Source organism: Halomonas sp. AOP12-B1-6 (genome assembly GCF_052379225.1).
Taxonomy (GTDB): domain Bacteria; phylum Pseudomonadota; class Gammaproteobacteria; order Pseudomonadales; family Halomonadaceae; genus Vreelandella; species Vreelandella casei.
The window spans coordinates 325,518-338,141 of sequence record NZ_JBQSYK010000001.1 but is presented as its reverse complement, the minus strand read 5'-3'; the positions used below and the strand labels follow the sequence as shown (position 1 = coordinate 338,141).

12 protein-coding genes are annotated in these 12,624 nt (G+C 54.1%); 11 read left to right on the top strand and 1 reads right to left on the bottom strand.

The genetic code is table 11. The features are described from left to right. Positions 1-4 precede the first annotated feature (4 nt). The 7 genes from ribH to ACT3TR_RS01475 all read left to right on the top strand — a co-directional run bounded on the left by ribH (position 5) and on the right by ACT3TR_RS01475 (position 7,764). The gene (gene ribH / locus ACT3TR_RS01505; protein WP_096281292.1) at positions 5-493 is read left to right on the top strand and encodes a 6,7-dimethyl-8-ribityllumazine synthase; all 489 of its coding nucleotides are present in this window, start codon (positions 5-7) and stop codon (positions 491-493) included. Beyond that, complete coding sequence (gene nusB / locus ACT3TR_RS01500) at positions 490-984, top strand: transcription antitermination factor NusB (protein WP_193062257.1); 495 nt, start codon at positions 490-492, stop codon at positions 982-984. The genes ribH and nusB overlap by 4 nt, the downstream gene beginning before the upstream one ends. A 36-nt stretch (positions 985-1,020) precedes the next feature. Then, positions 1,021-2,007 (top strand): thiamine-phosphate kinase, encoded by a 987-nt coding sequence (gene thiL / locus ACT3TR_RS01495; RefSeq protein WP_444624685.1) that lies wholly within the window; start codon positions 1,021-1,023, stop codon positions 2,005-2,007. Then, positions 2,004-2,477, top strand: coding sequence for a phosphatidylglycerophosphatase A family protein (locus ACT3TR_RS01490; RefSeq protein WP_444624686.1), 474 nt, complete (start codon positions 2,004-2,006; stop codon positions 2,475-2,477). The genes thiL and ACT3TR_RS01490 overlap by 4 nt, the downstream gene beginning before the upstream one ends. Positions 2,478-2,622: 145 nt before the next feature. Next, a complete protein-coding gene (locus tag ACT3TR_RS01485) occupies positions 2,623-3,876 on the top strand; it encodes a DUF945 family protein (protein ID WP_193062261.1) in 1,254 nt (417 codons plus the stop codon). A gap of 140 nt (positions 3,877-4,016) precedes the next feature. Beyond that, entirely contained in the window at positions 4,017-6,527 is a 2,511-nt protein-coding gene (gene lon, locus ACT3TR_RS01480) for an endopeptidase La (RefSeq protein WP_444624687.1), read from the top strand. 178 nt (positions 6,528-6,705) lie between these two features. Then, positions 6,706-7,764, top strand: coding sequence for an oxidoreductase (locus ACT3TR_RS01475; protein ID WP_441685079.1), 1,059 nt, complete (start codon positions 6,706-6,708; stop codon positions 7,762-7,764). Positions 7,765-7,843: 79 nt separating this feature from the next. On the opposite strand, the gene nudE is transcribed toward ACT3TR_RS01475, so the two are convergent. After that, the gene (gene nudE / locus ACT3TR_RS01470) at positions 7,844-8,470 is read right to left on the bottom strand and encodes an ADP compounds hydrolase NudE (RefSeq protein ID WP_193062689.1); all 627 of its coding nucleotides are present in this window, start codon (positions 8,468-8,470) and stop codon (positions 7,844-7,846) included. A gap of 92 nt (positions 8,471-8,562) precedes the next feature. On the opposite strand from nudE, the gene yrfG reads away from it, so the two are divergent. From yrfG to ACT3TR_RS01450, 4 genes are all read left to right on the top strand, one after another. Beyond that, on the top strand, positions 8,563-9,231 hold the full coding sequence (gene yrfG / locus ACT3TR_RS01465) for a GMP/IMP nucleotidase (protein WP_193062267.1): 669 nt from the start codon (positions 8,563-8,565) through the stop codon (positions 9,229-9,231). Between the two features lie 17 nt (positions 9,232-9,248). Next, positions 9,249-9,638 carry an RNA-binding S4 domain-containing protein gene (locus ACT3TR_RS01460; RefSeq protein ID WP_193062269.1) on the top strand — a complete coding sequence of 130 codons (390 nt, stop codon included), beginning with the start codon at positions 9,249-9,251 and terminating at the stop codon, positions 9,636-9,638. A 64-nt stretch (positions 9,639-9,702) separates the two neighbouring features. Continuing rightward, on the top strand, positions 9,703-10,578 hold the full coding sequence (gene hslO, locus ACT3TR_RS01455) for an Hsp33 family molecular chaperone HslO (RefSeq protein WP_193062271.1): 876 nt from the start codon (positions 9,703-9,705) through the stop codon (positions 10,576-10,578). Positions 10,579-10,939: 361 nt separating this feature from the next. Beyond that, positions 10,940-12,496 (top strand): phosphoenolpyruvate carboxykinase, encoded by a 1,557-nt coding sequence (locus tag ACT3TR_RS01450; RefSeq protein ID WP_441685077.1) that lies wholly within the window; start codon positions 10,940-10,942, stop codon positions 12,494-12,496. Positions 12,497-12,624 lie beyond the last annotated feature (128 nt).

Below are 12,624 nucleotides of genomic sequence, written 5' to 3'. Positions count from 1 at the left end.
ATTGATGCACTCCCTCTCTCAAGTTGAAGGTACTTTTGTTGATGTCGATGGCCGTTACGTCATCGTGGTCGGCCGTTTTAACCACCATATCGTCGATAGCTTGGTAGAAGGTGCTATCGATAGCTTGACGCGTCATGGCGTCGACGCTGAGCATATTCACATTGTTCACGTGCCGGGCGCTTGGGAACTGCCGCTGGCGGTTAAGCGCGTGCTGACAGTGATGAAGCCTGATGCGGTGATTGCGCTAGGGGCGGTGATTCGCGGTGGAACGCCTCACTTCGAATACGTAGCAGGCGGTTGCAACACCGCGATTAACCACCTTCAGCTTGAATTTGATACCCCGATTGCCAACGGCGTGCTAACCGTTGAAAGCATCGAGCAAGCGATTGAACGCGCGGGTACGAAAGCGGGCAATAAAGGTACTGAGGCGGCGATGGCGGCAATGGAAATGGTCTCTTTGCTACGGGCGCTTTCGCCAGGAGATTCTAAATGAGCGAGCGCAAACCGTCTGCCGCTCAGCAGAGTCGTCATGCCGCGCGTGAGTTAACCGTGCAAGGGCTTTATCAGTGGCACATGACGGGTAAGTCCATCACCACCATTGAAGCCGAGTTTCGAAGCCAGGTTGCCGATGATGACTTGGAAGATCACGAAAACTGGGTGAAAGTGATGGAAATCGCCGACAAGGCGCTGTTCCATGATCTGCTTCACAACACGGTGCGTTTTAAAGCAGAGCTGGACCGTGATATTTCGCCGCTGTTAGATCGCCGCCTGGAAGATCTGGATGCGGTGGAACTTGCGATTTTAAGGCTGGGGGCTTACGAGTTATCCCGACGTATGGAAGTGCCTTATCGTGTCGTGATTAATGAAGGCGTTGAGCTGGCTAAGTCATTTGGCGCCACCGATGGCCATAAATACGTGAACGGCATTCTGGACAAGCTGGCAATTCGCTTGCGCAGTGCCGAAGTCAGCGCTCGTCGTCTCTGAACGTGAGCGGTATGACAATGCGTTTAAGGGGCCTTTGTGCTTGCCGAATTTGATTTGATTCAACGCTACTTCATGCCGTCGCAGGAGGCTTCGGTGTCTGATGGCGTCGCACTAGGATGTGGCGACGATGCCACGCTACTGGTGCCGCAAGCAGGCCAGCGGTTGGCCGTTAGCGTTGATACCTCGGTCGTGGACGTACACTTTCCCCGCGAAGCGCCGGCATTTGCGGTGGGCCATCGTGCATTGGCCGTAGCGCTTAGCGACTTGGCGGCCATGGGCGCAACGTCGCGCTGGTGCTTAATGGCATTGACCTTTGATCAGCGTTCGTTTGCTGACGACGACGCGACCCAGACATGGCTAGCCGACTATGCGCGCGGCTTTCACGCGCTTAGCGAGCAACATGCCACTACGTTGGTCGGAGGCGATGTCACGTCAGGCGCCCTGGCTATTGGCGTTACCGTGATGGGCGAAGTGCCAGTAGGTCAGGCGCTCACTCGTGGCGGTGCTCAGGCGGGCGATTTAATTGCGGTGACCGGTGCGCTAGGCGGCGGAGCAGGCGGCCTGGCACTCTGGAAACAGGGTGAGCGTGATCTAATGCATCCGCTGTTAAAGCGTTACTTATTGCCCGAACCGCGCTTGAGCGCAGGCATTGCGCTGCGTGGTTTGGCTTCCGCGGCTCTGGATGTTTCCGACGGGCTGCTGGCCGATTTAGCGCACTTGCGCGCGGCCTCTCACGTCGGGGCAGTGATCGATATACATGCCTTACCGCTAGCGGAAGGCCTGAAAAACGCACTAGGCCGGAAGGCCGCGCTGCAGTCGGCGCTCTGCGGTGGTGACGACTATGAGCTGCTAGTGACATTAAGTAGTGACAATATTGCTAAAGCGCAGCAGCGCTTGGCGCCATTGGGGTTGACGCTCACCGTCATAGGCCGCTGTCAGGAAGCGCTAGGTATTAGTGCGGCTGATCAGACAGATATCAGTGGCTATGCTGGTTGGCAGCATTTTAGTGGGGAAGCGCCATGAATCGTGCACCGAAAAGTGTCTGGCGTCGCCCAACGCATTTTTTTGCCTTTGGCTTAGGCAGCGGCACAGTGCCTTGGGCACCCGGTACGTTTGGCACCCTAGCCGCGATTCCTTTTTATTGGATGATGACGGATTTACCCCTAGGGTGGTATTTAGGTATCTGCTTTATCGCTTTTATTGTGGGCGTTTGGCTATGCGATAAAACATCACATGATTTAGGCGTGCATGACCACTCAGGCATTGTGTGGGATGAATTTGTCGGCTATTGGTTGACCATGGCGGCGGTGCCTTTTTCGTGGGAGGCTGCGCTATGGGGATTTGTATTGTTCCGCATCTTTGATGTGTTCAAGCCTTGGCCAATTCGCTGGGCAGATCGCCGCGTCGCCGGTGGTTTTGGCATTATGATCGATGATGTTATGGCGGGGGTTTACGCCTGGAGTACGATGCACCTTTGGTTCTGGCTGCACTAAGCAAGATGCTTAGTCAGCGGTTAGTAAAGGTGGGCAAGGCGTCGTCAGAAGTACAAACTCTGTAGATCGGTTTTTCGGGTGCATTGGCTTCAGCTATTGGCTTCAGCTACGTTTGCGTCGAGTGCGTTGGTTTCAAGGAGAGAGTATGCGCAAGGAACGTCTGATTGTCCCCACGCTGGCGGTGATCGCCGTGGTATGGGTGGCAGCGCAGCTTCTCTCAAGCATCCTTTTTGAACGCAGCCTGCATCAAGCCTTGGAGGATCTAGAGGCTCGTGGCGAGTGGCGTGTTAGCCGCACAGAGAGCCGCCAAGGCTGGCTAAGCTCCCATGGTAGGCTCATTCTCTCACCGCTTTTAGGCCGCCCTTGGCGGCTTGAGCTTAACTACAATGCCCGCCACGGCATTTTAAGTACTGACGTTGAAGGTTCCCTTTTACCCCGCTTAGATACCGTGCTGCAGCAAGCCGTGGGTGAAGTGACCGCGCCTTCTGTACCACGCTGGCAAGGCCGTTATCATACCTTGAGCGGCCACAGCGAGCTGCGCCTTGCACTGGCCCCCTTCGTCATTCAGCAAAATGGCCGCGAATTATCCGTTCGCGGCGCCCGGCTGCGCTTAGAAGGCGTGTTTGGCGACTGGCGCTTGCGTGCGATGTTAGATCAGCTCACGTTGACCGATGGCATGTCTCAGCTGGCGGTTGGCCCCACCGTCCTTGAAAGTCGTTATACCTACACCGATGGCGCCTACCACTTTTCGCAGCGCGATCATTTAAATATTGAAACGCTGCAGTTGAGCTACCCCGCGTTTGTTATGCAGCTTTCGCCCTTAGATTTGCGTAGCCATATGGTATTGGATGAAGGCGAGCTGCGTATTAAGGGTGAGCTAGAGGTGGGTGATGTACTGGTGCCTTCAGAGGCGCCTGATACGCCGCTAATGAATGGCCGAATCGAGATGGAGCTTTCTCGCTTGAACGCTGACGCGGTGCGCCATGGCATTCGTCGTTTACGCCAGGAAGCCGCTTGGGGAGACTCAAGCCTGCCGATGGCAGAGGGTTTGTTAGCCCGCCTTGAACCAGATTTGCGCAACATGCTCAGCGACTCACCGCGTCTGGATGTCATGACCGTCGCCATAGACAGCCCCTTATTGGGCATTCGCTTAGACGCGGACGGCGCGCTCTTTTTCGATGCCCGCAAGTTAGATGAGCTAAGTGTCGTCGATTTGGACAAAGACAAAGAGCGGGCTAATTGGTTTGAACGCATTGATGGCGATTTCACCTGGCACGAAGCCCCCACCGTAGCCGCGCTATGGCTAGGCCTGCCGCTAGGCACCCGTGAACTGCAGTTTGATGTTATACGTGGCGTATGGCGGGTTAACGGTCGCCCAATGCCTGAACTTTGGCCGTAATCATTGATGAGTGCTTAGCTTAACGCATGATTTAAACACTCGGTTGTAGGCGTTAAGGGTTGAAGTTTCGGCTATGTGCCCGCATTCCATTGGCAACGTTAGGCGGTTCTCACCGCCGATATCGGTTCATTGGAGGACGCATGAGCGACCAAGATTACGACCGCGATGATGAGCACCTTAACTGGCAAGTAGACGACGAGTCTTTTTCAGCCACTGATAAAGCTTCTCATCAGGGCCATGACGAACGCTCTCAGAAAGCGAATGAAGAGCAGGGCAGCCAAGACTACCGCTCAGACGGTGAACGGGTAAATTCTCTAGTGCCTGCCAGTGAAATGCTGCCAGAGCGCATCTACCTCCTTCCTATCCATAATCGCCCTTTTTTCCCGGCCCAGGTTCAGCCTTTAGTGGTTAATCGTGAACGCTGGGAAGAGACTATGCGCCGTGTAGGCAATACGCCTCATCACATGATTGGCGTTGCGTTTGTCGGTGAACAGGGCGTTAGCTCCATTGACCACAAGAGTTTTCCCGAGATCGGGACTGCCGTCAAAGTCCATAAGCTAAAGAGTGAAGATGAGCAGATTCAGTTTATTGCTCAGGGTCTGCAGCGCTTTAAAATTACTCGCTGGCTCTCCAAAGAGCCGCCGTATTTGGTTGAAGTCACTTATCCAAAAGAACCGGTTGACGCGGAGAATGAAGAAACCCGCGCCTACGCCATGGCGATTATCAACGGGATTAAAGAGCTGCTGCCCATAAACCCACTGTATGGCGAAGAGCTTAAGCATTACCTCAACCGCTTTAGCCCCCATCAGCCAGGCCCGTTGACCGATTTTGCAGCGGCGATTACCTCTGCCAAAGGCCCCGAACTGCAGGATGTGCTGGCAACACTTTCGGTAGAAGAGCGGATGCAGAAAGTGCTGCCGCTGCTGCGGAAAGAGATCGACGTGGCTCTGCTACAGGGTGAGATCAGCGAGCAGGTAAACGCGCAGATGCAGGATCGTCAGCGCGAGTTTTTCCTGCGTGAACAGCTTAAAGTGATCCAGCGCGAGCTGGGTATTTCCAAAGATGATCGTGAAAACGATGTGGATACTTTCAGGGCGCGCTTGGATGCGCTAGTGGTGCCTGAACGCGTTCAAACCCGAATTGATGATGAGCTTACCAAGCTCAGCGTCCTGGAAACCGGGTCGCCAGAGTATGGCACCACGCGTAACTATCTCGACTGGCTAACCTCGCTGCCTTGGGGCGTGACCAGCCAAGATCAGTTGGATCTTCCGCATGCCCGTCAAGTGCTGAATCGGGATCACGACGGCCTCAGCGACGTTAAAGAACGCATTATCGAATTCCTGGCCGAAGGTACTTTCAAGGGCGATGTTGGCGGTTCGATTGTACTGCTAGTCGGCCCGCCAGGGGTGGGTAAAACATCGATCGGGCGATCGATCGCTGAGACGCTAGGCCGTCAGTTTTACCGGTTTTCGGTCGGCGGGATGCGCGATGAGGCGGAAATCAAAGGCCATCGGCGTACCTATGTAGGCGCTATGCCCGGCAAGCTCGTGCAGGCCTTTAAAGAGGTAGAGGTCGAAAACCCCGTCATCATGCTGGACGAAATTGACAAGCTGGGGCAGTCCTTCCAGGGGGACCCCGCGTCGGCGCTGCTGGAAGTGCTTGATCCCGAGCAGAACGTCGATTTCCTCGACCACTATCTTGATGTCCGGATGGACCTTTCTAAAGTGTTGTTTATTTGCACGGCTAACACCTTGGATTCGATCCCTGGGCCATTACTTGATCGCATGGAGCAAATTCGTCTTTCTGGCTATATCGCGGAAGAAAAACTGGCGATTGCCAAGAATCATCTGTGGCCGAAATTGCTTAAACGCGACAATTTACCTAAAAAGCGCATTAATTTGACCGATGCGGCTTTAAAACAGGTTATTGAAGGCTACGCTCGTGAAGCCGGGGTAAGGCAGCTGGAAAAACAGCTCCACCGTATTGTGCGTAAATCAGCCGTGAAACTGCTGGAAGACGATATTGAAACGGTCAAGGTTTCGGTTAAGAACTTAGAAGAGTTTCTGGGTGCGCCGATCTTCCGTAAGGAAAAAGTGTTAACCGGTGAAGGCGTTGTAACCGGGCTTGCGTGGACGTCCATGGGCGGCGCAACGCTGCCGATTGAGGCAGGCAAAGTGCATTCATTGGATCGCGGTTTCAAACTCACCGGAAAGCTGGGAGAGGTGATGCAGGAGTCGGCTAATATCGCCTACAGCTATACGCTTGGTCACCTGCAAGAATACGGTGCCGATGCCGATTTCTTTGACTCAGCGTTTGTGCACCTTCACGTGCCGGAAGGGGCGACGCCAAAAGATGGCCCTTCGGCGGGTGTCACGATGACGACGGCGCTAATGTCTCTTGCCAAGCACCACGCCATTGATAGGCCGCTGGCAATGACCGGTGAGCTGACGTTAACCGGTCAGGTGCTGCCGGTAGGGGGTATTCGCGAGAAAGTGATTGCCGCCCGGCGTAGCGATATATTCGAGCTCATTCTTCCCGATGCTAATCGCCGTGATTACGAAGAATTGCCGGACTATCTGAAAGAGGGCATGACGGTGCACTTCGCCAAGCGCTATCGCGACGTCGCTGATGTCGTATTTGGCCGTGACTAAGATTAAGCTAAGTTTAAACTACGCTTAGAGATTAAAGCGATGCCAATAACCCGGCCCGCTTCTTGCGAGACTGCTGTACTCGTATTGATAGAAAAGTACTGGTAGAGCAGTATTGATAAAACAGTATTGATAGAACAAACCGGGTAATAAATCGCAATAATACATGTGAAGGAATGCAATGAAGGCGACCATTAACGTTGGACTGGTTGGCTTCGGTTTCGCTAGCCAAACCTTCCACGCACCGCTGATCCAGGCCGCAGAAGGCCTGGATTTGGTGGCTGTATCATCCAGTGACGCTGCCAAGGTGCGGGGAGCATTACCTAACGTCGAGGTGGAGAGTCAGGCGCTAGCGCTATGTCAGCGTAGCGATATTGACCTCATCGTTATCCCTACACCCAACGATACGCACTTTTCTCTTGCTAAAGCGGCGCTCTCTGCGGGTAAGCACGTGGTGGTCGATAAACCGTTCACTGTCACGGTGTCAGAGGGCAAACTGCTCAAAAAACTAGCCGATGATAAGGCGCGGCTACTCTCGGTATTTCACAATCGCCGCTGGGACAGCGATTTTCTAACCGTAAAAGCGTTGCTAGAAGCGGGCACGTTAGGACGCGTTGTCAGCATCGAATCACGCTTTGATCGCTTTCGCCCACAAGTAATTGACCGCTGGCGTGAGAAGGCCGCGCCAGGAGGCGGTATTTGGTATGACCTGGGGCCGCATCTGCTAGACCAGGCCTGCGAGCTGTTTGGCATGCCGCACGCCATTTTGCTGGAAGTAAGCGCTCGGCGTGATGGTGCAAAGGCTGATGATGACTTCCTTGCCGTGCTGGATTATGAAAGCTTTCGCGTTACCCTGGCGGCGAGCACGCTAGCGGCCGATCCTACGCCACGCTTTCGAATTCACGGTACAGATGGCAGCTATGTAAAGTATGGTTTAGATCCGCAGGAAGAGCGTTTGAAAGCCGGTGAGGTGCCCGGAGCACACTGGGGGAATGATACTCAGCACGGTACGCTAACGTTACGCGAAGGCAAGGGTGAAAGCACGCCGCTAATACAACGCGAACATGCCACCTTGCCCGGTGATTATCTTGCCTATTATCAAGGCATTGCTGCCGCTATTCGCGAGCAGGCGCCGCTGCCGGTTAGCGTAGATGACGCACTGCGCTCAATGACGTTGTTAGAAGCAGGGCTAGATAGCCACCGTCAACGGCGCTGGATTTCTTTGAAGCATCATTTCTGAAGCATCACTTCTGAAGTCAACGCAGCGTTGGACAAGCGTCAACGCTGCTTTCTACTCATTGTTGGTCAGAGTAAATTGGTCAGAGTAAATCAGTGGCGTTGTGACGCTTTTCTTCCCGCATTTTATCCCTGGCGATATAAAGAGCGGCAATGGTGCGCCCTTCATGGAAGTCATCGCGCATTAAGAGCGCCGGCAGCTCTTCTAAGGCATGCGTTTCCACAATCAGCGGTTCGGGTTCATCTCCCGGCAGCCGTTTAGGATAAAGGTCGGTGGCGAGCAGCACCTGCATGCGATGACGCATGTAGTTGGGGGCCAACGAAAGCTCGACCAGCGGTTCAATGCAGCGCGCACCAAAGCCACACTCTTCCATCAGCTCACGGTTGGCCGCGGTGACGATGTCTTCACCGGGGTCGACCAGCCCTTTCGGTAGCGTAAGTACGTAATCTTCAAATCCCGCTGCGTATTCTCGGATTAGCAATACGTGATCAGGGTCTGGCATTGCCACAATCATCACTGCCCCGCGATCAGCGCCGGTTAAACGCTCGAACTGACGCTCTTCGCCGTTAGAAAAACGCAGTGCTAATGACTCCACTTGAAATAAGCGACTTTGCGCCACACATTCGCGCGATAAAATTTGCGGTTTGCGCAGGTAATCAGTACTGCTGCGGGTGTCGGGATCATGAGGGGCTGTGGGGGAGTTGGGCATAAAGGAGTCGGACATAAAAGCGTGCCTCCATGGCTGGTAAAAGGCGGTTAAGCTACAATAGCACGCTTACTCCTTACGCGACCGGAGCGACAATGATTGATTGGCGCGAGATAGACACCGTCCTTCTCGATATGGACGGTACGCTGCTAGATTTACATTTCGATAGCCATTTTTGGCTTGAGCATTTGCCGCGGCGCTACCGTGAATTGCACCAGCTAGATGAAGCCTCTCAAGAGGCGCTAAAGGCTCGCATTATTGGTGAGCAGGGCACTCTGAACTGGTACAGCCTAGCGTACTGGAGCCGCGAGCTAGGGGTCGATATTGTTGCCTTAAAGCGCGAAGTGCAGCACTTAATCGGCCTACGCAGCGGCGCGCTGGATTTTCTTAAATGGTTAAAACAGGCGCATCCTCGCGTTATCCTGGCCACTAATGCCGATCGTGCGAGCCTTGCCTTGAAACTGCCGCTGACTGGTTTGGAAAGCTACCTTGATGCAATCGTTTCTTCTGAAGACGTGGGCGCTGCCAAAGAAGAGCAGGCGTTTTGGTTCGCGCTACAGGAAATCGAAGCCTTTGACCCTGCCCGTACGCTATTTATCGATGACAACGCCAGCGTGTTAGAAAGTGCCCGTGAGTTTGGCATCAAGCATTTATTGGGCATTAAACAGCCGGATAGTCAGCGGCCTGAAAAAGAGCTGCAGGAATTTATTGCTCTGGATCGATTTGCCCAGTTGCTGCCCGAACAGCTGCCGATGTCGTCGTAACGACAAGGAGAGCATGCATGAGTGAAAGCGTACGCTTAGATAAATGGCTGTGGGCTGCGCGTTTTTTTAAAACCCGTGCGCTTGCCAAAAAAGCGATTGAAGGTGGCAAAGTGCATTACGATGGCGCCCGGGTTAAGACCAGTAAAAACGTCGAAGTGGGGGCCAATATTCGCGTGCCGCAAGGATGGGAAGTTCTTGAGGTAGAGGTGATATCGCTTTCAAACCAGCGCCGCGGTGCGCCTGAAGCACGCATGCTCTATGCCGAGACCGACGACAGCATCCAGCGCCGTGCGCGGGAAGCCGAGGCTCGGCGACTCACCAATGAAGCGATGCAGCATCCGCTCAAGCGTCCCGATAAAAAGCAGCGCCGCGATATCCAGCGCTTCCAGCGTCATCAGGGAGAGTAATGCCCACGCTTTGAGTCACCACCGTTAAACATCAGCTGCACTTTAAACAGTAGGTAGTTAAATCATGTCCGATCAAATTCAACGCTTTATATTCGATCAAACCAATGTACGCGGTGAAATCGTCACCCTGTCTGCCGCCTATCACGAAGTGTTGGATCGCCACGCTTATCCGACCGCTGTTAATGAGCTGCTGGGTGAGCTGCTGGCGGCGGTGGCGCTGCTTACTGATACGGTTAAACTGGATGGCACGCTGAGTATTGAAGTGCGCGGGCGAGGCGTGCTGGCATTATTAATGGCTGAGTCCAACCCCGGCGGTGAGCTGCGCGCGATTGCCCGTATCGCAGAAGATGCCGCGCTGCCGAGTGAGCATGCAAGCTTTCGCGAACTGGTGGGCGAAGGCCAAATTGTGATCACTCTCGACCCTCGTGAAGGCAATCGTTATCAAGGTATTGTGGCGCTAGACCAAGACACGCTGAGCGGCTGCCTGGAGGCCTATTTCAGTCAGTCCGAGCAGTTGCCGACTCGCCTATGGCTGGCAGCGAATGAGGAGCGCGCTGGTGGTTTACTGTTGCAGCGCCTGCCGGAAGCATCGCAAAACCAAGATGTCGATGCCTGGAGTCGTAGCGTGCAGCTGGCCGATACTATCAAAACAGAAGAGCTGCTGGGGCTTGAGCAGCGTGAAGTGCTGTACCGTCTTTATCATGAAGAAACGGTGCGCGTCTTCGATCCGAAAGATTTACGCTTTGGCTGCACGTGCTCTCGCGAGCGAATGACGTCCGCGCTGTACTCATTAGGCCAAGACGAGCTGCGCGATATTCTTCAAGAACAGGGCGCAATCGACACGCAATGCCACTTTTGTCACACGAAATATCACTACACGGCAGCGGATATTGAAACTTTGTTGGATGACCCTGAGGCGCCATCACCGACAATTCACTGATTGTGTAGTCAAATGCAGCCATCAGCGGGTCTGCCCGTCGTCGCGGGAGGGTCAATGGATTCAATGAATACGACGCTTTTGGCAAACGGTCGTTTTATTAATTACTGCGTTGCAACACAAAATGTAGTGTCTATGTAGTAGTTTAACTACACGATATTTGATCTTCGCCCCCGTTTCCCGGGGGCTTTCTTTTTGCCATAATGCGCCCGACTTCAGCGCACCCAGCCGGTTTAGCCATGGTTGGGATGAACTTTAAGGCGATGGTAATGAAGATGCTTGCACGTTAGACACGTCACGTCTTTGTAAGCAACTCCTTTCGCCCGGTAAACGAGACATAACGGCCTTAAGGCCAGGAATCGACATGACCACGACTCAAGCTGCTCCCCAAGCCCACGTCAACCTCAGCAGCGCCGAACTGATCGAGCGCGCAGTGGCAAGTGGCGAAGGCCGCCTGTCGGCCAACGGTGCTCTGGTAGTAAATACGGGCCTGCGTACCGGTCGTTCTCCGAAAGATCGTTTTATCGTCGATGAGCCCTCTACGCGCAGTCAAATCGATTGGGGCGGTGTCAACCTGCCTTTCAATGCCGACAAATTCAACGCCTTGTGGAACCGGGTTGATGAGTATCTGACTAGCCAAGAACATTTCGTGACTGAACTGCACGTCGGCAGTGATTCCGCCCACTACCTGCCGGTTCGCGTCACCACCCAAACCGCTTGGCAAAATCTGTTTGGCCGCACCATGTTTGTACGTCCTCAGGCCTATAATCAAGCCGCTAAAGACGAATGGGCAATCCTTAATGCCGCAGGCTTTGAGTGTGATCCTTCGCGCGACGGCACTAACTCTGATGGTTGTGTGATCATCAACTTCGCTGAGAAGAAAGTGCTAATCGCCGGTATGCGTTACGCCGGTGAAATGAAAAAAGCCATGTTCTCCGTGCAAAACTTTCTGCTCCCGGCTGCCGACGTGCTGCCCATGCACTGCTCGGCTAACGTCGGTGAAGATGGCGAAACGTGCCTGTTCTTCGGTCTTTCTGGCACCGGTAAAACCACGCTTTCCGCTGACCAAGCGCGCTTTTTGATTGGCGATGACGAGCACGCTTGGGGCGACGGCATCGTCTTCAATATGGAAGGCGGCTGCTACGCCAAGTGCATCGATCTTTCTGAAAAGAACGAGCCGGTTATCTGGAACGCCATTAAATTCGGCACCGTGCTTGAGAACGTTGTGTTGGATGACCGCCGTGAGCCCGATTACGCTGACGACAGCCTGACTCAGAACTCACGTGCCGCCTACCCGCTAGAGCACGTCGAGAAGCGCGTACCGGAAAATCTCGCGGGCGAGCCGAACGCGATCGTGTTTCTGACTTGCGATATGTCTGGCGTGCTGCCGCCGGTGTCCGTGCTGTCTAAGGAAGCGGCGGCTTATCACTTTCTGTCAGGCTACACTGCCAAAGTGGGCTCAACCGAAATGGGCTCGTCTGAAGGCTTGGCCGCGACGTTCTCTACCTGCTTCGGCGCGCCGTTCTTCCCGCGGCCTGCGCGTGAATACGCTGACCTTTTGATCAAGCGTGTCGACAAAAAAGACGCTCAGGTGTACTTGGTCAATACTGGCTGGACCGGCGGCGCTTACGGTGAAGGCGGCTCACGCTTCTCCATCCCGACGACTCGCGCCATCATCAGTGCGATTCAGTCAGGTGTGCTGCGCGACATCGAAACCAAGCATATTGATGGTCTTAATTTGCAGGTGCCTGTTTCCGTACCGGGCGTTGACTCTAGCCTGCTTGATCCGCGTGAAACCTGGCAAGACCGTGAGGCATACGATCGTCACCTGAAAGAACTGGCGACGAAGTTTGTTAATAACTTCAAGAAATTCGAAGGCGTCAGCGACGCAATCGTCAAAGCGGGCCCGCAGGTGAGCTGAAAATAGGCTTGCCCGTAAGTGTCATAAAAATGGGACAGTGCTTCGGCACTGTCCCATTTTTTATGGGTAGCTGCGGATTGCTGTGATGTCGTCTGATCATGGCTTTTGTTTATGGCCGGTGATGAAAC

Excerpts from the sequence above, each read along its gene's own strand:
- ribH (WP_096281292.1), top strand. The coding sequence starts at position 5 with ATGCACTCCCTCTCTCAAGTTGAAGGTACTTTTGTTGATGTCGATGGC.
- nusB (WP_193062257.1), top strand. The coding sequence starts at position 490 with ATGAGCGAGCGCAAACCGTCTGCCGCTCAGCAGAGTCGTCATGCCGCG.
- ACT3TR_RS01490 (WP_444624686.1), top strand. The coding sequence starts at position 2,004 with ATGAATCGTGCACCGAAAAGTGTCTGGCGTCGCCCAACGCATTTTTTT.
- ACT3TR_RS01485 (WP_193062261.1), top strand. The coding sequence starts at position 2,623 with ATGCGCAAGGAACGTCTGATTGTCCCCACGCTGGCGGTGATCGCCGTG.
- lon (WP_444624687.1), top strand. The coding sequence starts at position 4,017 with ATGAGCGACCAAGATTACGACCGCGATGATGAGCACCTTAACTGGCAA.
- ACT3TR_RS01475 (WP_441685079.1), top strand. The coding sequence starts at position 6,706 with ATGAAGGCGACCATTAACGTTGGACTGGTTGGCTTCGGTTTCGCTAGC.
- nudE (WP_193062689.1), bottom strand. The coding sequence starts at position 8,470 with ATGCCCAACTCCCCCACAGCCCCTCATGATCCCGACACCCGCAGCAGT.
- yrfG (WP_193062267.1), top strand. The coding sequence starts at position 8,563 with ATGATTGATTGGCGCGAGATAGACACCGTCCTTCTCGATATGGACGGT.
- ACT3TR_RS01460 (WP_193062269.1), top strand. The coding sequence starts at position 9,249 with ATGAGTGAAAGCGTACGCTTAGATAAATGGCTGTGGGCTGCGCGTTTT.
- hslO (WP_193062271.1), top strand. The coding sequence starts at position 9,703 with ATGTCCGATCAAATTCAACGCTTTATATTCGATCAAACCAATGTACGC.
- ACT3TR_RS01450 (WP_441685077.1), top strand. The coding sequence starts at position 10,940 with ATGACCACGACTCAAGCTGCTCCCCAAGCCCACGTCAACCTCAGCAGC.